This window comes from Deinococcus psychrotolerans, assembly GCF_003860465.1.
GTDB classification, from domain to species: domain Bacteria; phylum Deinococcota; class Deinococci; order Deinococcales; family Deinococcaceae; genus Deinococcus; species Deinococcus psychrotolerans.
Genome location: NZ_CP034183.1, coordinates 839016 through 858504, shown reverse-complemented (window position 1 = coordinate 858504; position 19489 = coordinate 839016). Strand labels below are relative to the sequence as shown.

The 19489-nt window shown below is 62.2% G+C and carries 20 protein-coding genes and 2 tRNA genes; 8 read left to right on the top strand and 14 right to left on the bottom strand.

From position 1 onward, the window contains the following. The 5 genes from EHF33_RS04200 to EHF33_RS04180 all read right to left on the bottom strand — a co-directional run bounded on the left by EHF33_RS04200 (position 1) and on the right by EHF33_RS04180 (position 4713). Positions 1-1302: an aspartate aminotransferase family protein gene (locus tag EHF33_RS04200; RefSeq protein WP_124868166.1), complete on the bottom strand. Its 1302-nt coding sequence runs from the start codon at positions 1300-1302 to the stop codon at positions 1-3. A gap of 111 nt (positions 1303-1413) precedes the next feature. Then, positions 1414-2820: a dihydrolipoyl dehydrogenase gene (gene lpdA, locus EHF33_RS04195; protein ID WP_124868164.1), complete on the bottom strand. Its 1407-nt coding sequence runs from the start codon at positions 2818-2820 to the stop codon at positions 1414-1416. Positions 2821-2910: 90 nt separating this feature from the next. After that, positions 2911-3567 carry an LrgB family protein gene (locus EHF33_RS04190; protein ID WP_124868162.1) on the bottom strand — a complete coding sequence of 219 codons (657 nt, stop codon included), beginning with the start codon at positions 3565-3567 and terminating at the stop codon, positions 2911-2913. 58 nt (positions 3568-3625) lie between these two features. After that, a complete protein-coding gene (locus tag EHF33_RS04185; RefSeq protein WP_241191250.1) occupies positions 3626-4015 on the bottom strand; it encodes a CidA/LrgA family protein in 390 nt (129 codons plus the stop codon). Beyond that, positions 4012-4713, bottom strand: a complete 702-nt coding sequence (locus EHF33_RS04180) for a 5'-methylthioadenosine/adenosylhomocysteine nucleosidase (protein ID WP_124868160.1) — start codon at positions 4711-4713, stop codon at positions 4012-4014. Before EHF33_RS04180 ends, EHF33_RS04185 begins: the two co-directional genes overlap by 4 nt. Before the next feature lie 339 nt (positions 4714-5052). Between EHF33_RS04180 and EHF33_RS04175 the strand changes: the two genes are divergently transcribed. Further along, the gene (locus tag EHF33_RS04175) at positions 5053-5244 is read left to right on the top strand and encodes a hypothetical protein (RefSeq protein ID WP_124868158.1); all 192 of its coding nucleotides are present in this window, start codon (positions 5053-5055) and stop codon (positions 5242-5244) included. A gap of 157 nt (positions 5245-5401) precedes the next feature. On the opposite strand, the gene EHF33_RS04170 is transcribed toward EHF33_RS04175, so the two are convergent. The 3 genes from EHF33_RS04170 to EHF33_RS04160 all read right to left on the bottom strand — a co-directional run bounded on the left by EHF33_RS04170 (position 5402) and on the right by EHF33_RS04160 (position 7211). Next, positions 5402-5713, bottom strand: coding sequence for a hypothetical protein (locus EHF33_RS04170; protein WP_124868156.1), 312 nt, complete (start codon positions 5711-5713; stop codon positions 5402-5404). Positions 5714-5773: 60 nt separating this feature from the next. Next, positions 5774-6964 (bottom strand): branched-chain amino acid ABC transporter substrate-binding protein, encoded by a 1191-nt coding sequence (locus tag EHF33_RS04165; RefSeq protein ID WP_124868154.1) that lies wholly within the window; start codon positions 6962-6964, stop codon positions 5774-5776. A gap of 172 nt (positions 6965-7136) precedes the next feature. Beyond that, a tRNA-Ala gene (locus EHF33_RS04160) sits at positions 7137-7211 on the bottom strand. A gap of 79 nt (positions 7212-7290) precedes the next feature. Here EHF33_RS04160 and EHF33_RS04155 point away from each other — a divergent pair. After that, entirely contained in the window at positions 7291-8685 is a 1395-nt protein-coding gene (locus EHF33_RS04155) for an HDIG domain-containing metalloprotein (protein WP_124868152.1), read from the top strand. A 10-nt stretch (positions 8686-8695) separates the two neighbouring features. Continuing rightward, positions 8696-10135: a glycoside hydrolase family 13 protein gene (locus EHF33_RS04150; RefSeq protein ID WP_164473403.1), complete on the top strand. Its 1440-nt coding sequence runs from the start codon at positions 8696-8698 to the stop codon at positions 10133-10135. A gap of 53 nt (positions 10136-10188) precedes the next feature. On the opposite strand, the gene EHF33_RS04145 is transcribed toward EHF33_RS04150, so the two are convergent. The 6 genes from EHF33_RS04145 to rho form a co-directional block, all read right to left on the bottom strand. After that, positions 10189-10971, bottom strand: a complete 783-nt coding sequence (locus EHF33_RS04145; protein WP_124868150.1) for an alpha/beta fold hydrolase — start codon at positions 10969-10971, stop codon at positions 10189-10191. Continuing rightward, positions 10968-11699 (bottom strand): alpha/beta fold hydrolase, encoded by a 732-nt coding sequence (locus tag EHF33_RS04140; RefSeq protein WP_241191249.1) that lies wholly within the window; start codon positions 11697-11699, stop codon positions 10968-10970. The genes EHF33_RS04145 and EHF33_RS04140 overlap by 4 nt, the downstream gene beginning before the upstream one ends. 84 nt (positions 11700-11783) lie before the next feature. Further along, entirely contained in the window at positions 11784-12401 is a 618-nt protein-coding gene (pdxT, locus tag EHF33_RS04135; RefSeq protein WP_124868148.1) for a pyridoxal 5'-phosphate synthase glutaminase subunit PdxT, read from the bottom strand. A gap of 128 nt (positions 12402-12529) precedes the next feature. Next, entirely contained in the window at positions 12530-13447 is a 918-nt protein-coding gene (pdxS, locus tag EHF33_RS04130; protein ID WP_124868146.1) for a pyridoxal 5'-phosphate synthase lyase subunit PdxS, read from the bottom strand. Between the two features lie 89 nt (positions 13448-13536). Beyond that, positions 13537-15099 carry a peptidoglycan DD-metalloendopeptidase family protein gene (locus EHF33_RS04125; protein WP_124868144.1) on the bottom strand — a complete coding sequence of 521 codons (1563 nt, stop codon included), beginning with the start codon at positions 15097-15099 and terminating at the stop codon, positions 13537-13539. Positions 15100-15201: 102 nt separating this feature from the next. After that, positions 15202-16482, bottom strand: coding sequence for a transcription termination factor Rho (gene rho, locus EHF33_RS04120; RefSeq protein ID WP_124868142.1), 1281 nt, complete (start codon positions 16480-16482; stop codon positions 15202-15204). A 363-nt stretch (positions 16483-16845) separates the two neighbouring features. On the opposite strand from rho, the gene EHF33_RS04115 reads away from it, so the two are divergent. The 5 genes from EHF33_RS04115 (at position 16846) to EHF33_RS04095 (ending at position 19393) form a co-directional block, all read left to right on the top strand. Next, positions 16846-17355, top strand: a complete 510-nt coding sequence (locus EHF33_RS04115; protein ID WP_124868140.1) for an HD domain-containing protein — start codon at positions 16846-16848, stop codon at positions 17353-17355. Between the two features lie 78 nt (positions 17356-17433). Then, entirely contained in the window at positions 17434-17910 is a 477-nt protein-coding gene (locus EHF33_RS04110) for a universal stress protein (RefSeq protein WP_124868138.1), read from the top strand. Between the two features lie 65 nt (positions 17911-17975). Further along, positions 17976-18050 (top strand) — tRNA-Glu (locus tag EHF33_RS04105). A gap of 78 nt (positions 18051-18128) precedes the next feature. Then, on the top strand, positions 18129-18806 hold the full coding sequence (gene deoC / locus EHF33_RS04100) for a deoxyribose-phosphate aldolase (protein WP_124868136.1): 678 nt from the start codon (positions 18129-18131) through the stop codon (positions 18804-18806). Positions 18807-18808: 2 nt separating this feature from the next. After that, positions 18809-19393: a Maf family protein gene (locus EHF33_RS04095; RefSeq protein WP_241191248.1), complete on the top strand. Its 585-nt coding sequence runs from the start codon at positions 18809-18811 to the stop codon at positions 19391-19393. Positions 19394-19489 lie beyond the last annotated feature (96 nt).

Sequence of the window (19489 nt, the reverse complement as noted above, 5' to 3'; positions counted from 1 at the left end):
TTACTCGCTCTGCTTGGTTTCCTTGACTTCCGCCTTGGAAACTTCACGCGGATTGACATTCTTCAGCACTTTTTCGACGGCGGCCACCACTTGATCGATCTGCTCTTTGCTGATCGTCACGGGCGGCAAAAAGCGGATCACCAGCGGCGTGGCGGCCAAGGTCAGCACGCCTTCATCATGCTCGAGCGCGGCGATGTAAGGCCCGCTTTTTTCCTTGAGTTCCATGCCAATCATCAGGCCCATGCCGCGCACTTCACGGATTTTGCTGGAGTCAATGGCCCGCAGCTTGTCCATGAAATACTCGCCCTTCTCGCGGGCCTGCTCGACCATGCCTTCGTTTTTCATGGCGCGAATGGCGGCGACTCCGGCGGCCATCGCCAGCGGGTTGCCGCCGAAGGTGGTGCCGTGTCCGCCGGAAGGCATTTTGTCGGCCACTGCGCCGGTCATGGCAAACGCGCCAATCGGTACGCCGCCCGCCATCGCTTTGGCCAGCGTCATCCCGTCGGGCACCACTTGGCACTGGCTGTCCACTTTGCAGCCGCAGCGAATACCATCGGCGTTCTGACATTCCTGAGCGCAGAAGTGCTCGACGGCAAACATTTTCCCGGTGCGGCAAAAGCCGGTCTGAATCTCGTCGAGAATGAGCAGCGCTCCTTTCTCACGGGTCAGTTCACGGGCGGCCCGCAGGAACTCTATGTTGCTCGGCCTCACCCCGCCTTCGCCCTGCACGGGTTCCATGATGACGGCGGCCACGTCTTCGGTGATGGCAGCCCGCAGTTCGTCGATGTTGCCGTAGGTGACAAAGGAAACGTGCTCGTTGTCCACCGCCGCGCCGAACGGCTCACGGTATTTGGGTTCCCAGGTAAAGGCCAGCGCGCCCAGCGTGCGGCCCGCGAAGCCGCGCTTCATGCTCACAAAGCGGGTGCGCCCGGTGGCGGTGATGGCAAACTTTTTGGCCGCTTCCACCGCTTCGGTGCCGGAGTTGCAAAGGAAAATGCGGTCTAGACCCTTGGGCAGCACGCTGACGAGTTCTTGCAAAAATTCGGCGCGTTTGTCGTTGGGAATGCTCTGGGGCATCACCATCAGCTTGCCGGCCTGCTCCTGAATGGCCCGCACCACGTCGGGGTGGCTGTGGCCGATGTTGGCGACGCCGTAGCCCGCCACGCAGTCGATGTAGCTGCGCCCCGACTCGTCCCAAACGGTTGCGCCCTCAGCGCGAACCATCACCACTTGGTGCTTGTTATAGACGCCGCTGTCATAGCGTGTTTCGGTATCCAGCCATTTGCTTTCGGTCGCAGTCATTGTGGGCCTCCCTGCGCCTCGCGGCGCGTTGGAATGAGTTTACGGGTTCAGAGGGAGCTTGCCCACCCCCTTGACAGGAAGTGTGCGGAGCAAGTCTCTTTGCCTCTCAGCTCACAGGTGAATCGCCATTTTGCCCACGCCCATCGCCGCTTCCTTGAGCGCTTCGCTCAGTGTCGGGTGGGCGTGAACGGTGCGGCCCAAGTCCTCGGCGCTGCCGCCGAACTCCATCAAGGTAACGGCTTCGGCAATCAGCTCGGAGACGTTGGGGCCGACCATGTGAACGCCCAATACCTTGTCGGTGCTGGCGTCGGCCACCACTTTGACAAAGCCGCGAGGATCGCCGTGACCGAGTGCCCGCCCGTTGGCGCTGAAGGGAAATTGGCCGGTTTTGACTGCGATGCCCTTGTCTTTGGCGGCCTGCTCGGTGAGGCCCGCCCAAGCGATTTCCGGCGAGGTGTAAATTACCCAGGGGATCACGTCATAGTTGACGTGCCCGGCCTGCCCGGCGATGATCTCGGCCACCGCCACGCCCTCGTCCTCGGCTTTGTGGGCCAGCATCGCCCCGCCCACCACGTCGCCGATGGCGTAGACGCTTGGCAAGTTGGTGTGGTAATGCTCGTCAATTTTGACGAAGCCGCGCTCATCGAGCTCCAGGCCCACCTGCGCCGCGCCCAGCCCCTCGGTGTTCGGCACCCGCCCGATGCTGACGATCAATTTGTCGAATTCGGCGGTGACACTCTGCTCTTTTTCGGTGTAAGTCACGCTGACCGAGCCGCCGTTGTCCCTGACTTCGGTGATGTTGACGCTGAAATGGAAATCCAGGCCCTGCTTCTGGAACTGCTTGAGCGCTTCTCTGCTCACGGCGGCGTCGGCGGGCAGTAAGAATCCGGGCAAGGCCTCTAGCACTGTGACCTGAGCGCCGAGCCGTCTCCAGACGCTGCCCAACTCCACGCCGATGACGCCCGCCCCGATCACGCCGAGGCGCTTGGGAACTTCACCAAACTCCAGCGCTCCGCTGTTTTCCACGATGTTGCCGCCAAACGGCGCGAGCGGCAGGGCGCGGGGGTTGCTTCCCGTCGCCACGATCACATTTTTGGCTTTGACTTCGGTGCCTGCTGCGTCAACAATCCAACCGCCCTCGTCTTGACGCAGCAGTTTGCCGTACCCGTGATAGCTCTTGATTTTGTTTTTCTTGAACAAATACGCCACGCCGCCGGTCAGTTTGTCGACCACACTGTTTTTGCGGCCCAGCATCTTGGCCACGTCTATTTTCGCGCCTTCGACCGTGATGCCGTGCTCTTGAACGTCGTGCGAGATCATCTCGAATTTTTCCGAGCTGTCGAGCAGCGCTTTGCTGGGAATGCAGCCGATGTTGAGGCAAGTGCCGCCCAGCGAGGGTTTGCCGTCGCGGGTAAAGGCGTCCACGCAGGCCACACTGAAACCGAGTTGTGCGGCGCGAATAGCTGCCACGTAGCCGCCGGGGCCGCCGCCGATCACCAAAACGTCGTAAGTATCCATATCGTTTCAGTCTACCGTGTGGGGCGGGGGTCAAAAGGAACTCGCTGAGAGACGCCCGCACAGCGCCTATGCTCACCGCCGGTCAGGTGCTCAGCCGATCAGCGCCACGATCAAGGTGACCAGCAGCACGGCCAGGCCCATCCCGACGCTGCTGGCCACGCCGGTCTGCTCGCCTTCCTCGCGGGCGCGGGCGGTGCCGATGCCGTGCGCCACGCTGCCCAGTGCCAGTCCACGTGCCAATGGGCGGCGCACCCCAATGAAGGTCAAAAACGGCGGCAACACCACCGCGCCGATCAGGCCCGAGAGTACCGCCAACGTCGCGGCCAGTTCGGGCGGCGCGTGGGTGTAGTTGGCCAGCACCACCGCCACCGCACTGGTCGCGGGGGCGGTCAGCAGGGCTTGTTGGGCCTCGGGAGCGAGGTGCAGCCAGCGCGGTAAAAAGAGGTCGATAGCAACGGCGACCAGCGTTCCGCTCAGGCTGCCGACGATCAGCGGTAAGCCCCGGCGTGCCAAGAGGGCGCGTTGGCGGTACAGCGGCACGGCCAGCGCCACCACTGCCGGAGACAGCAGCAGTGAAATCGGCTGCACCTGCGCTTTGTATTCGGCGTAAGGAATGCGGGTCAGCAGCAGTGCGGCGGCCACCAGCAGCGTGGCGATCAAGGTGGGATTGACCAGAGGGTGATGGGTGCGGCGCTGCGCCCACAAGCCCAGCACAAAAGTCAGCAAGGTCAGCGCCAGCCAGAGCATTTGGCCCTCCTCAGCTTCGTCAGCAGGGTCAAAATCAACAGGGTCACAGCCGCCCGTTTCATTGGTCTTCTCCCAGCCAGCGTGAAGTCAGCAGACCGGTGACGCCCGCGCCGCACAGTAGGCCCGTCAGCATCACCAGCAGCCACCAACCCCACGCCGCGCCCGCGCTGAGATAATTCACGAAGCCCACCGTCGCCGGAACGAACAGCAGGCCCAGTATGCCCAGCAAATCGTCGGCCGCCGCTTCCAGCCAGCTCAGGCGCACCGCTCCTACGCTGAGGGCCAGCCACAGCAGCACTAAGCCCAGCACCGATCCGGGCACCGGCAAGTGCAGCAACTTTCCTGCGCCTTCGCCCAGCGCCGTAAAACCCATCAGGATGCCCAGGCCCAGCAGCCAAGCGGCCAGCGGTGGGGGCTGCCCTGAACGAGCGGTTGCAGGCGTCTTCAAGCTCCGGTTTGGGCGCTCAGGCGCACCAGCATGCCGCGCACCACCTGCTTGGCGTGCTGGGCCACCAGCGGCATGAAAGCGCGGTAATCCACGTTGGCGTCGTGGTCGGCGGTGTCGCTGACCGAGCGGATCACCACGAAGGGCACGCCATGTTTGGCGCAGACCTGAGCCACCGCCGCGCCTTCCATCTCGGCGCAGGCCGCTCCAAAGGTTTCCCACAGCCACAGCACTTTTTCGCGGGAAGCCACGAATTGGTCGCCGCTGGCGATCCGGCCTTCTACCACCCGCACGCCTTCGAGTTCGCGGGCAGATTCGAGGGCGGCGCTGCGAAGCGCTTCGTCGGCGTTCCAGCTCAGCGCTTCACCCGGCACCACGCCCAGTTCGTAGCCCAGCGCAGTCACGTCGACATCGTGCTGGAGGCAATCGGTACTCACCACGATGTCGCCCACCCGCAGTTCGGGGTGAACGCCGCCCGCCACGCCGGTAAAAATGACTTGTGTGGCTCCCGCAGCAATGAGCGCCGCCGTCGTCATGGCCGCGTTGACTTTGCCGATGCCGCCTTCGGTGACGATAACCTGCTGGCCGTCCAGAATGCCCGAATGCAGCGTCACGCCGGGTGAGATCTGCTGGCTGTGGTCGCGGAGTTCGCTGATCAGCAGCGAAACTTCTTCTTGCATGGCCCCAATAATTCCGATCATGTCGGCAGTCTAGCGGGCCGGATAGAGGGCGGGGTGTTGGCTGAAGGGGTTTCGCAGCCCAGAGCTACCGTGAAGTCAGCGCCAAGTTAAGCGGCATATCAGCTTGGTAGAATTGGAGAATGTCCGCCTCATTTCAAAAACAGCAGGGCTTGGCTTTAAAGCATTTGTCACCACAGCTCTGTGGATATCGCAGGAATACGTTTGTAGAGCTTGGCGTTACGAACAACACCTGACTTTGGCATGACGCTTTATTAACGGCACGGGATTAGACTCATTGGTATGACACGGCGCGAGTATATGTTGGCTTGTTTCTCAAAGAGTTTGCGCAGGCGTCTGTGGATGATCGTTTTGCCCACCCTCGCTCTGGGTCTGCTGTTGGTGCTGCTTCAGGTGCCGTGGAGGTGGAGCGCTGGCCTCGAGGTGCTGACCCTGCTGGGGCTGATCGCGGGCATTGTCCACTCTTCTTACCGGCGGCACCGTAGCGAATTTGATGATGATGGGCCGCGCCGCACCGACCGTTCCTCAACCTAGCCGGTCAGGTGAGCGGTGACGTTCCTCGCCTTCTGGGGCGTGTGACCATGCTGAGCTATGCATGTGTGGATAGAGCCGCAACAGAGCCCCAAACCAAATTCAAAGCCACCTGCATCCGCTTCGGCGGCCATGCAGATGGCTTTTTTGTTCAGTGGTTTTAGTCGCTCAGGTAATCTTCCGGCTCGATCCCTTCCAGCACCAAGCTGATTTGCTCGCCGATCTCGGCCCGCAGTTCCCCGGCTTCTGTCTTGTCCGGCTTCCAGTTCACAAAGCGGATTTCGGCTTGGCGCGAGACGGCCACTTTCATCTCGAAGTCCGGATACTTGTCGCCTGCCCAGATCTCCAGACCTTCTTGCAAAAACGCGGCCAGCTTCTCGCCTTCCCACTCGCGGGTTCGGGACTCCGTTTTGCTGGTTTTGACCTTGATGGGAGCGGGCGGAACAAAACGGATCAGCACATTTCTGGACATGGCGTAAGAGTAGCAGGCCCGTCGCGGCAAATCAGGAGAGAACCGCTGTTGACCCGGCTGTTATTTCAAGCTTTCGGCACTGACGGTTTGAATCTTTGCCATCTTGGCCTGATACATCTCGTCGTACTTCATGATCAGCAAGCGCGAGGTCGATCGCTCGCCCTGCGCGTCAAAGGACAAAGCTCCCGTGATGGTGATGCAATCCTTCTTGTCGCCTGAAAAGCAGGCGGGCAACTCCACTTTCCGCAGGGCCGCACTCATTTGAGGCCGGGTGACTGTTGCTCCCGACTTGGCTTTGCTTTCGAGGGCGGAGAGCAGCGCGTTGGTGGCGTCATAAGCGTAGACCGCCACGCCACTGGGTAGGGCTTTATAATCGGCCCGGTACTGCGCAGTAAAATCCACGGAGTTGGAAAAGGTGTTGACGGGGCCAAAGACGGTGGTGTAAATCACGCCGACCGCTGCTTTGCCTGCCCGCTGCAAAAAGCTGGGTGAATCTAGGCCGTCGCCGCCCATAAAGTCGGCCTGCACGCCTGCATTGCGCAGGCCCTGAATGAGCTGCCCGCCGGTGTCGTCGGTGCCGCCGAAATAAACGATGGTGGCGTTGCTGGCTTTGACCTGCTTGATCACGCTCGCAATCTGAGCCGGAGTTGAAGCCCCTGCATACGCGGCCACCGCGACGTTGCGGGTCTTGAGATTGCCAATCAGGCTTTTGGTCAGCCCGTTCCCGTAGGCGGTGTTGTCGGAGATGACAAACACGGACTTGGCTCCCAACGTATCGGCGATGTAGGCGGCGGCGGCCACGCTCTGCGCCCGGTCAGGAGCCACCACGCGGCTGAAGTTGCTCCAGCGGTGGCTGGTCAGGGCGTCGTTGGTACTCGATGGAGTCACGACTGCCAGTTTGTCTGCGGCAAAGCTTTGCCCCAGCACATTGGACACACTGGAATTGAGCGCTCCGACCACACCGATAATGGCTTTGTCCGCTAAGACGCTCTGGGCGATCTGTTCACCTTTGGTGGCCGAGGCTTCGTCGTCAAACGACACCAGACTGACATCGATGCCTGCCGCCTTGAGTTCGGCGGCGCGGTTTTTGAACGCGAGTTCAGCGCCGCGTTTGACTTCGCTGCCGATGGCGGTGAGACTGCCGCTCAGTGGGCTGATGGTGGCGATCTTGTAGCTGGCTGCCTGGGCAGTGCTGAGAGCAAGAAGTAGGAAGAAGGTCGCGGCCGGAGCCAGACGTGAAGTTAAGGTCATGCCCGAAGATAGTTAGACCCAGATAACGATGTTCTTACAGACCGCTTATCTCTCACCAAATGCGGCAAAGGTTGTTATTCCTTGAACGAGGGCGGGAAGGCTGGGTTCTGGGTGGAATCGAGCATCCAAACGATAAAAATAAAAAAAGGCCGTACTAGACGGCCCTTTCGACTGGTGGAGGCACACGGATTTGAACCGTGGACATCCTGCTTGCAAAGCAGGCGCTCTCCCGCTGAGCTATGCCCCCAGCGCAAAGCAGCCTAGCATCCGCTTTGCGCTTTGTCTAGCTTTGGCTGCCAGAGCGTAAGTATTATGCTGAAGATCAGATGCTGCGCCGCCCTAAATCTTCTGCCCTCCACTGGCCTACTTTTCCGCCGGCTGCCGTGCTGGTCGGCGGCGCGGCCCGCGACTTGCTGCGCGGCGCAGTGCCAAAGGACTACGACTGGGCCGCGCCCGATCCGGCAGCAGCGGCCCGCTTCATTGCCGCAAGCTTATTCGTTGAAAACTCAATCGCCGCAAATTCAGCCACTACAAACCCAGCCACCACAAATCCAGTCGCTGCAAAGCGCGGCGCGGTCTTTGCCCTCGATGAGCAGCGCCAATACTGGCGGGCTGTCGTTGACGGCGTGCAGCACGACTTCGTGCCGCTGCCTGCCGATCTGGAAAGCGAGCTGTTGCGGCGCGATTTCACCGTCAATGCGCTGGCGATTCACGAGAATGGGCAAATCAGCGATCCCACAGGTGGGCTGCGAGATCTTAAGCGGCGCAGCTTGAAGATGGTCAGCGAGCAGAACCTGCGCGAAGACCCTTTGCGGCTGCTGCGGGCGGCGCGGCTGGCCACCACGCTGGGGTTTGCTCTAGAGGCGCAGACCAAAGCCGCCGTGCAGCGCCTCGCCCGAGACCCGGCCCTGCCACTGCCCGCCGCCGAGCGGATCGGTGCCGAACTCAACGCCCTGATGCTCAGCGCTGAGGCCGCTGCCGGGGTGCTGCTGTTGCGTGAACTCGGCTTGCTGGAACTCTACCTGCCGGAGCTGCTGGAGGGCGCGGGCCTCACACAGGGCGGCTTTCACCACCTCGACGTGCTCGATCACAACATTGAAGCGCTCCACCAACTTCTCACCCGTTTCCCCAGCGCTGATTTGGCGCTGCGCTGGGCCACCCTGCTTCACGACATCGGCAAGCCGCGCACCAAAGGCACTCATCCAGAAACCGGGCGAAGCACTTACTACGGCCACGCCGAGCTGGGCGCGAATCTGGCAGCACACCGCTTGGAGCGCCTCAAGCAGCCCCGCGCCCTTGTCGAGCGGGTCAGGGCGATGATTCACGCGCACATGGTTCACCTGCCTGCCAATGAGCGCGAGGCGAGGCGCTTCGTTCACCGCCGCCGCGACGTGCTGCCCGATTTGCTTTGGCTGATGCTGGCTGACCGTGAAGCTTCACGCGGGCCGCAGAGTACGCCCGCCACCCGCTACGCTTATCAAGTCGGCTTTGAGCGCATACTGGCCGCCCTCGAAGAGCAGCCGCCCGCCCCCGCGGCGCTGCTGACCGGGCGCGAAATCATGAAGCTGCTGAACTTGGAAGCGGGGCCAGCTGTGGGCCGGGCTGTGCGGGCGCTGGCCGAAGCCGCCGCGCTGGGCGATGTAGCAACGCCGGATGAAGCGCGGGCCTTTTTGCTGGCTCATCTAGCCGCCTGTGCGCCCGCCGACGTTCCAAACGGGTAAACTCACCTCCGTGAGTATCCGCACGCCCGACTGGGTCAAAGACGCCGTGTTTTACCAAATCTTCCCCGACCGCTTTGCCCGCAGTGGCCGCCAAAACCTGAATCTGCACCTGCAAGACTGGGGTGCGCCGCCCACCTTGCACGATTACATGGGCGGCGATTTGTGGGGCGTCATCGAGCGCCTCGACCACATCCAGAGCCTGGGCATCAACGCCCTGTATTTTTGTCCGGTCTTTCAATCGGCCAGCAACCACCGCTACCACACCCACGATTACTTCAAAGTCGACCCGATGCTGGGCGGCGACGAGGCGCTTCGTAGCTTGATCGACGCCGCTCACGCACGCGGCATGAAAGTGGTGCTGGACGGCGTGTTCAACCACGCTTCACGCGGATTTTTCCAGTTCAACGATCTGCTTGAGCAGGGGGAGCACAGCGCTTACCGGGACTGGTTTCACGTCAGTGCTTGGCCGCTGTTTCCCTATGAGCATCAGCACCCCGCCAACTATGAAGCGTGGTGGGGCAACCGGGCACTGCCCAAATTCAACACCGATGACCGCTCGGTGCGCGAGTTTTTGTGGAGCGTGGCCGAATACTGGATGCGCTGGGGCATCGATGGCTGGCGCTTGGACGTGCCCAACGAAATCAACGACGACTCGTTTTGGCAAGAATTTCGCCGCCGGGTCAAGGCGATCAACCCCGAAGCCTACATCGTGGGCGAAATCTGGGGCGACGCCCAGCGCTGGCTCGGCGGCGACCAGTTCGACGCGGTGATGAACTACAACTTTACCCGCCCCTGTTTGGCGTATTTCGGTGCTCAGACGCTCGACAACGCCATGAACGAGGCGTCCGGCACCGGGTACGTGTCCCCGATGGACGCCGCTGCCTTTGCGGGCCGGATGAGCGAAGTCACCCGGATGTACGACCCGGAAGTGGTGCAGGCCCAGCTCAATTTGCTCGACAGCCACGACACCGCGAGGTTTCTGAGCGTGGTCAGCGGTGACGTGAGCGCCCTGACGCTGGCGACCACCTTTCAGATGACGTATGTGGGCGCTCCCTCGGTGTACTACGGCGACGAGATCGGCCTGGCGGGCGGCCCTGACCCGGATTGCCGCCGCGCTTTTCCCTGGTCGGAGCCGCAGACCTGGAACCGCGAGATCATGCACCATCTTCAGATGCTGACAGCGGCCCGCCACCACAGTAAAGCCCTTCGGCGCGGCTCTTTTGACGTGCTGCACGCAGAGGGCGACTTGCTGGCTTACCGGCGTGAGTGCGGCGGCGAGTACGCTTATGTGCTGCTCAACACCGGCCAGCAGGCCAGCGATATGGCGCTCGACAACCTCGCACCGGGTCAGTACCGCGACGCGCTGAGCGGGCGCAGCTACGGCGTGGGCCAGCAGCAGCGTTTCAGTGTGCCGGGGCGCGGGGCATTGGTGTTGGTGCAGGGGCTGTAGGAAGCGAAGTTTGGGGACGGCTGTTGGCCTTCAACAGCTCCCCCCACCTTGACCTAGCGTCCTGCCAAGTCTTCCAAAAAGTCGAGCGTGTGCATGGCCACTTCGATCGGGCGCGAGTCGGTCAGGGCGTGGGTGCCGCCTGCGACTTCCACCGTGCGGGCACCGGGAATGCTGCGGGCCATTTCGAGGAGCGTCCACAGCCGAATCACCGGGTCGGCGGTGCCATTGATCACCAAAACAGGCGACTTGACCAGCGGCAACAGTGGGCCGGTGTCATGGTTGTACTGATCTTGGGCCAATTGATAAAAGCGCAGCGGGCCGGTGCGGACATACGAGGCCAAGCCGTAAGGCCACAGGCCCACCCGCTCACGCGGCAAGTCTAGAGTCAGCCGAATAATCTGCGCCGCCACGTTGGGGTTTTCAGGAATGCCGGTCGGAGCGCAGGCGATCAGCGGGCCGGCCAACTGCGGATAGCGCACCGCCAGATCAATGATGACCTCGCCGCCCAGCGAGTGCCCCAGCAGCGGCGAACCCGCCAGCCGGTTGGCCTGTATCCACAACGCCAGATGATCGGTGAGCTGCCCGATGTGTGCCGGATAAGCCAGCGTCCCCGCAGAGAAGCCGTGCCCCGGCGGGTCATACACCCAGACCTGCCGCCAGCGCGACAAGGTGCGGGCGATGCGGCGGTACATCCACGCCGCGCAGCCGAGTCCGGGAATCACCACTATGGCTTCTTTGTGGCCGTCTCCGTAGACGCGGGCGTGGGTGCGCAGACCGCGAATGGTGGTGAAATGAGAACGGCCTTTTTGGGTGGGGTCCTGAGCCGTATCGTTCATGTCTCTCCGGCCAGTGGCTGAGCCAGGAAGCCGATCACGGCGCGGTTAAAGGCGGCAGGCTGATCGACCATCACCACATGTCCGGCGTGGGCAATTTCGGTGTACCGGGCATTAGGCAGGCGCTGGGCCAGCAACTGGCCGAGGTGCGGCGGTACCAGCGGATCACGCGAGCCCCAGATGACCAAGGTGGGCACCTGAATGGTTGGCAGCAGCGCTTCCACATCGTCGCGCAGCAAATCGCGGGCTGAGCGGTAGAGATTGGGCAGGCCGGTTCTGAGTGAATCGCGCAGCACCACCGGCATAAAGCGGGGACGACCTGAAAAGCCCGCACGCGGCAAGTTGAGCGCCACTTTCCACCAAGCCGCGTGAAGAAGACCGCTGGCGCAGGCCAAAATCAGGCGACTGACCCGCTGGGGTGAGGCCGCTGCCACGTACAGCGCAATTTGGCCGCCCATGCTATGTCCCAGTACGGCACACGGCGGCAAATCGAGCTGCTCCATCCACGCGCCGATCAGCCGGGCCGCTTCCTGCACGCCGACTCCGCCGAGCAGTTCTAAAGTCAGGACTTCGTGGGAGGCGGCCAGCGCAGGTGCATTGAAGCGCCACCAGCGCCCCGAACCGCTCAGACCATGAATGAGAATGATCGGCGGCCCCGCGCCCTGACGGGTGTAGCGGAGAGTGCGCGTCCCTGAGCTGAACGTTTCGGTGATGATGGGAGGCGGGCGCACACCCAGGAAGATAGCGCAGCGGCGAGGCGCGAATACCGCTAATATGCCCGCTCCCCCAGTTCTTGAATGTTGCGTGTAGGTGCTCTAAAGTCCGCTCCCCACCGCTTGAGCGCTCCGGTTCATGTTCAAAAACAGTTCATGGATGCGGGCGTCTCCGGTCAGTTCGGGGTGAAAGCTTCCGGCCAGCAAATTGCCTTGGCGGGCCAGCACGATCTGGTCTTGGTGACGGGCCAGCACTTCGACGCCCTCTCCCACCGCCGCGATGACGGGAGCGCGGATAAAGACGGCGGGAAACGGCGTTTCAAACCCCGAGACGTCCAGAGGAGTGCGGAACGAATCCACCTGACGGCCAAAGGCGTTGCGCTGCACGGTGATGTCCATCAAATCGAGGCTGGGCTGCTCTCCAAACTGCGGCGGCGTGCCGTGAATGGTGCGGGCCAGCAAAATGGCTCCCGCGCAGGTGCCGAAGATGGCTCCGCCCGCCGCGTGAAACTCCTGAATAGCGCTGATAAGGCCGTATTCCACCATCAAATTGCCGATGGTGGTGCTTTCGCCGCCCGGTAAAATCAGACCAGACAGCCCCCCGAGTTGATGCGGCAGCCGGACTTCGGTGACGTGTGCGCCGAAGGTCTGGAGCAGGCGCTTGTGTTCGCGGAAAGCCCCCTGAAGGGCCAGGACGCCGACGGTGGGTGGTGAGTTCATTCAGGCTCCAGAGTAATTGCTGTTCGGGTGTGGCTGCTGGTTCATAGCTGAGATCAAGCTCAATGAAGAAACTGGGAGCAAGGCGCGGCGGCCTGCCCCCAACAGTCATACTCGGTAGAAACGAGGTCTTACCAACCCCGGCTGGCCAGTCTTTCTTCGGGAATCAGCGAATCGATATTGATGCCGGTCATCGGCAAGCCCAGATTCTCGCTGACCTCGGCCAGAATATCGGGGTTGTCGAAGTGGGTTACAGCCTTGACGATGGCGCGGGCACGCTTTTCAATTTGGGCGAGGTCTCCGCCGCCGCTCTTGAAGATGCCGCTGCCGACGAATACCCCGTCTAAGCCGAGCTGCATCATCAGCGCCGCGTCGGCAGGCGTCGCGATACCGCCCGCCGCGAAGTTGACCACCGGCAGCTTGCCGTACTGGTGGACATACTGCACCAAGTGGTAAGGCGCTTGGAGGTCGCGGGCCACCGACATCAGTTCCTCGCTGGGGCGGGCCTGAATGCCGCGAATCTCGCCTAAGATATTTCGGGCGTGCCGCACCGCTTCCACCACGTTGCCGGTACCGGCTTCGCCTTTGGTGCGGATCATGCTGGCTCCCTCACCGATTCGTCTGAGCGCTTCGCCCAAGTTTTTGGCTCCGCAGACAAACGGCACGTTGAATTTGCTTTTTTCAATGTGGTAGCTCTCGTCGGCGGGGGTCAGCACTTCGGATTCGTCGATGAAATCCACCCCGAGCGACTGCAAAATCTGGGCTTCCACAAAGTGCCCGATGCGGGCTTTGGCCATCACCGGAATGGTCACCGCGGCGATGATCTCTTTGATCATGCTGGGATCGCTCATGCGGGCCACGCCGCCGTCCTTGCGGATGTCGGCGGGCACGCGCTCAAGGGCCATCACGGCGGTGGCTCCGGCAGCTTCGGCGATGCGGGCGTGCTCGGGCGTCACCACGTCCATGATCACGCCGCCTTTGAACATCTCAGCGAAGCCGAACTTGATTTCAGGGGTGCCTTGCTGCGTCTGTGAATGTTGGTCAGTCATGGCACGAGCATAGTCCCAAACTGGCTCCCTCGCTAGGGCCAGAAGGCAGGCAGTGGGGGAGCCAGTTTGGGCACTTTTTGACCAGTAGGTTAAGGCAAAAATGCCAGCGGATCAACCGGCGTGCCGCCCAGTCGCAGCTCGAAGTGCAGGTGCGGCCCGGTGCATTCGCCGGTGCAGCCCACGTAGCCGATGAGGTCACCCTGCTTGACGCTCTGCCCAATCTCCACCGCTGTCTGATTGAGGTGGCCGTAGATGATGGTGAGGTTGAGATCAGCGTCGACGGTGTAAACATTGATGCCGTAAGCGCCCTCGCCACTTTTGGTGACTTCACCGGCTTGGGCGGCATAAATCGGCGTGCCGGTGGGTTCGACCATGTCGAGGCCGCCGTGAAACTGCTCGACGTGAAACTCAATGTCTTCCTCACCGAAGCGGCTGGTCAGGCGTGGGTGTTCGAGCGGCCAGCGGAGATGCAAATCGGGAGCATTTTGCTCGGCACTCAGCGCGGCCTGCATCTGCGGGCGCGGATCGCTGCTGGCCAAATCAAGCATCTGGGTTTTGATCTGCTGTGTTCTGGTCGCGTCCTCGGCGGCTTGCTGAGCGAGGAAGGCTTGGTACTCGGCTTCTTTGGCTGCCGCCTCAGCGGCTTGCTGGGCCGTCCAAGCGTCGTACTGGGCTTGGCGCTGGTACTTGGCGATCAGCGCGAGGCGCTCAGGACTTTTCAGCCACGCTTGGTAAGCGTCAAATCGGCGCTGGCGCTCGGCCAAGCGGGCAGCCTTCCACGCTTCGAACTGCTGATACTGGGCCAGCAGTACGGCGGCTTTGGCCTGCTGAATGGCCCTCAGGCGGCGGGCGAGCAGCTCTTCGTGCAGTGAGTCGGCGTAAATGCCCGGCAGCAGCAGCTCGTCACCGACGCTGAGTTCGGTGGGCAGTTTGATGGCGTTGGCGCGGGCTACGGCCAGCGGCGCGGCGTGGTAAGCCGCAATCAAATCCGCCGCCGTCTGGCCGGGCTTGATGCGGATCAGCAGGCCCGTCTCGGCGGTGGGAATGTTGAGCCGGGTTCCGACGGCCAGTTTATCGAGGCTGCCGAGTTCGAGGTTGGCACTGATCAGTTCGCGCTCCGAGAGATTGGAGCGCTGCATCAAATGGCTGAGGGTGTCTCCGTAAGCCACCGTCACCGTTTTGATGCTGCTGGGCCGGCGGCTCACGGGCAAGGTGGGCGGCAAGGCCACCCGCACCACTTGACCGGCACGGAGCGGCAGGCCTGAGGGCGTTTGCTCAGCGCCGCCTCTGAGCACCTTGAGGGCGCTCATGCCTACCCCGTAGCGCTCAGCGATCTGCCCCGGCCGCTCACGAGACTGGGCGATCACAAGAGCGCTGCTGGGGCCAGTGGGCAGGGCGGCCCGTCTCGGGGTCAAGAACGCCAGCGGCACGTGTGTCCCTTTGAGCTGCGTCAAATTCAGCGGATCGGCCAGCGGCGCACCAGCAAGGAAGGGAAACGGCGGTTTGGCCGCTTGAGCCGCTCCCAACAAAGCTAAGCCCAGCAGCGCCGCCTTGAGCTGGGTTTTGGTTTGTCGAACTGGAACGGCGTGCCGCAATGCGCCCCCAAAGACCTTGACGTGAGCAAAACATTTGAAATAACCGAACAAAATCAAGATAGAGCCAGTTTAACAGCACCCGTTTAAATCATTCAAGATCAAAAGAGTCAAAGTTCACAGCATGCTGAGTGGACTGAGGAGCTCAGGTGCTCGATTCGCTCAGCCGCCGCCCAACGTTGCCAAGAATTCCTGATTGTTGCGGGTTTTTCCCATCCGTGAGAGCAGCATTTCCATGGCGTCGGCGGGATCCATATCCGAAATGACTTTTCGCAGCAGCCACATTTTGTTGAGCACGGCGGGGTCGAGCAGCAGCTCGTCGCGGCGGGTGGACGACTTGGTGATGTCCATGGCCGGAAAAATGCGGCGCTCTTCCAAACGGCGGCTGAGCACCAGTTCGGCGTTGCCGGTGCCTTTGAATTCTTCAAAAATCACGTCGTCCATGCGTGAGCCGGTTTCGACCAACGCCGTAGCCAAAATGGTGAGGCTGCCGCCTTCGCGGATGTTGCGGGCCGCGCCCAGAAACCGCTTGGGCCAGTGCAGAGCGTTGGAATCCAGGCCGCCTGAGAGCGTGCGTCCGGTGGGCGGCGTGACCAGGTTGTTGGCGCGGGCGAGGCGGGTAATCGAGTCGAGCAAGATCACCACGTGGCCGCCGTCTTCCACCAAGCGGCGGGCGCGTTCATGCACGAACTCGGCCACCCGGATGTGGTGCTGCGGCGGCTCATCAAACGTCGAGGCGATCACCTGTGCGCCCTGCACACTCTCGCGGAAGTCGGTGACTTCTTCGGGGCGCTCGTCGACCAGCAGCACGATTACCGTGACATCAGGGTAATTGCGGGTAATCGAGTTGGCGATTTTTTTGAGCAGGGTGGTCTTGCCCGCTTTGGGCGGCGCGACGATGAGTGCCCGCTGGCCGCGCCCAATCGGCACCAGCAAATCCACCACCCGCAAGCTGACGCTGTCGGCCACGCCGGGTTCTTCCAAGACCAGTTGCTGGTCGGGAAACGTCGGAGTCAAGTCGTCAAAACGCGGGCGCAGCTTGGCGGTCTCGGGCGAGAGATTGTTGACGGCTTCGACCTGAATCAGCGAGCCGTAGCGCTCGTTTTCGCGGGGGCGGCGGGCGCGGCCAATCACCTCGTCGCCGCTGCGCAGCAGAAACTGCTTGATGATGCCCGCCGTAATCAGCACCGTGCGTGAGGAGGGATCGAGCAAGTCGCCCTGCAAAAAGCCGTAGCCGTCGGGACTGATCTCGAGGTAGCCGCGTGCCAGTGTCTGGCCCTCGCGCTCGGCTTGGCGCTCCATGATGGCCAGCGACAGCGCGTCTTTTTTGAGTTTGCGGTAATTTTCAATGCCCGCCTGAGCAGCAATCAAGTGCAGTTCTGGCAAGATCTTTTGTTGAAGTTCGTGGAAGGGCAAAGTTTCGGTGCCCAGATGGTCATTCACAGTGTGGCCTCGGCGTGCAGGTCGCCCGCAAGGGGGCGGAAGAATAAAGAGTAGGGGGAGTAGCTTAGCGCTTAGTTTAGCTGCACAGAAGCTGAGCAAGCAAAGGGGCGGCTCAACGCTGCTTAAAAGTATTCCCCAACGGCCTGAAGAATTTGACTCGAACAGGGTGGAGCGGGCAGGCCCCATACGGGTGCCGTTCTGCCCAAGAAGCGAGTAGACGTCCTGATAAGCGTATCGTCGGGAGCAGCACCCGTATGGGGCTACTCCTCCCGCTTTGCCCAAGACGCAGGCAGGCCCGGCAGCCACTCACTACTTGGTTTGCTGGACAAGATAAGGAGTGGCAAAGCCGCTAAACTGCTCGGCGTGTCCACGCGTTTTTTCGGCAAAATCAGCAGCAAGCTCGGCAAATTGCCCGGCAAAGTCAAGCGGCTCTCGCGCAGCCTGACCGCCAGCCAAGCCCAGCCGAACGATGCTTGGGCGCTGAGCTTGCTGACCCCGCCTGAAGCGCGGCTGTACCTCAGCATGGACGCCCGTGACCGCGAACATGCTTGCCGCGTCACGGGAGCGCTGCTGGCCGCCTATCCTGACAGCAGTCCTGAACTCAGCGCGGCGGCCCTGCTCCACGACAGCGGCAAATTGCTGCGGCCCTACCGCGTGCATGAGCGCGTTCTGGTGGGCTTGGTGCCCGGACGGGCCGCCCAGCAGTTGCCGTTTGGAGCACTTTATCTGCGCGGTCAGCATCCGGCCATCGGAGGCGAGTTGCTGCGCCGCACCGGGGGCCGGGAGCGGGTGGCCGAACTGGTCGAGCGTCACCACTCTCCCAAAGGCGACGCCGAAGCCGCGCTGCTCCACCAATTTGACGACTTGGAGTGAATTCAAGCCAGCTGAATCTTTTCTTCATCTTTGTATTCACTTCACGCTGCACTCTGTAAGGCCAGTTACGCTTAAGTCATGACCACTCCGATGCCAGCTTCTACACCCACGCCGCAACCGTTTGCCCGCGTCGCCATCGGCATTGACTTTTCAGCGAGTTCGGACGGCGCACTGCTGCTGGCCCGCTCCCGCTTTCCCGGCGCTGAGCGGCTGCTGATTCATGTGGTGGACGTCCGCGCCGCCGCCACGCCTGATATTTCGGGCGCGGGTCTGGTGCCGATGATGGCCTCGCCCGACTTGATCAATACCCTGACCCAAGTGGACAAGTCGCGCCTCGATAAGCTCACTGAAGTCGGCGAGTCGCATGAGATCGTCAGCGGCGACCCCGCCTCGGCACTGGTGGAAGCCGCGCAAGCTTGGGGAGCGGATTTGATCGTGGTGGGCAGCCATCAGCAGGGCACCATCGAGCATTTCTTTGTCGGTTCGGTGGCTGAGCAAGTTCTGAAAAAATCGCGGTTGCCGGTGTTGGTCATCAAAGTGGGCGGCCATTCCTGACATCCAAGAGCGCCGCAGATTGACAAGCCCTGCCCGCTGACTTAGACTAAGCGGCCTTCCTCTGTGGCCCCATCGTCTAGCGGTCAGGATGGTACCCTCTCACGGTATAGACACGGGTTCGAGTCCCGTTGGGGTCACCACAACAAAAGCCGCCACTTGCCAGTCCGGAAGTGGCGGCTTTTGTTTCGCCTTTCGGGGCCAGCCGCTATGCTCAGGGCATGACTGACGCTCCGCTCGATCTCGCGCCGTACATCGACCACACCTTGCTCAAGGCCACCGCCACGCCCGCCGACCTCGTTCAGCTCTGCGCCGAGGCGCGGCAGCACCACTTCAAGGCCGTCTGCGTCAACCCTCAGCACATTGCGCTGTGCGCGGGAGAACTCAGGGGCAGCGGTGTAAAGATCGCTACTGTGTGCGGCTTTCCGCTGGGAGCCACCACCAGCCAGCAAAAGGCCGAGGAAGCCCGCCTGAGCGTCTCGGCTGGGGCCGACGAAGTGGATATGGTCATCAGCATCGGCTCGGCCATCGCGGGTGACTGGGAGTATGTGCAGGCCGACATCGCCGCCGTGCGGGCGGCCACCGGCAGCAAGGTGCTGAAAGTCATCATCGAGACGTGTTACCTCAGTGACGAGCAAAAGGAGAGGGCCACCGAAGCTGCCGTTCAAGCTGGAGCCGATTTCGTCAAGACCAGCACTGGCTTTGGCACCGGCGGGGCCACGCTCGACGACGTGCGCTTAATGGCCCGCGTGATCGCTGGGCGGGCGCAGATCAAAGCGGCGGGCGGCGTGCGCAGCCCTGCCGACGCGGCGGCCATGATTGAAGCCGGAGCCACGCGGCTGGGCACCTCGGGCGGAGTGGGTTTGGTGTCAGGCGAGCAAAACAAAGCGGGGTACTGAGCGTGGCTCCCAGTCAACCAAGCATTATTTTGGCGTCCGGCAGCCCGCGCCGCCGTGAACTGCTGACCTCGCTGGGGGTCAACTTCACGGTGGAGGCCGCCGACTTGGATGAACACAGCGACCACACCGACCCGCTGGAAGTCGCCCGCGATCTGGCGCTGCAAAAGGGCCGGGCCGTCTTTACCCTGCACCCGGACGCCCTGGTGATCGCCTCGGATACGGTGGTGGCGCTGGGCTCAAAGCAACTGGCCAAGCCCGCCACCGCTGCCGAAAATGCTGAATTTATCGCCGAGCTGAGCGGCCAAGTCCACCACGTCTATACCGGCGTGGCCGTGCTGTCGCCGCAGGGCGAAGACGCTGAAGTGTCGGACACCCGCGTGTTTTTTCGGACGCTGACCCCCTCGGAAGTGCAGTGGTACGCCCAAACTGGCGAAGGATTGGACAAAGCGGGCGGCTACGGCATTCAGGGTCTGGGCGCGGCACTGATAGAGCGCATTGAGGGCGAATACAGCGGCGTGGTGGGTTTTCCGCTGAGCGTGGTGCTTGGCCTGCTGCGGCGACATGGGGTGAAGGTGCTGGGGGACTGAGGAGTGCAGGGTGAGGAAATCGGGGGCCAGCCGAGGTGCATTTTTATGAACGGCTGCTTCACCTCACCCCCGCCCAACCTCTCGGCTCGAGGGGGG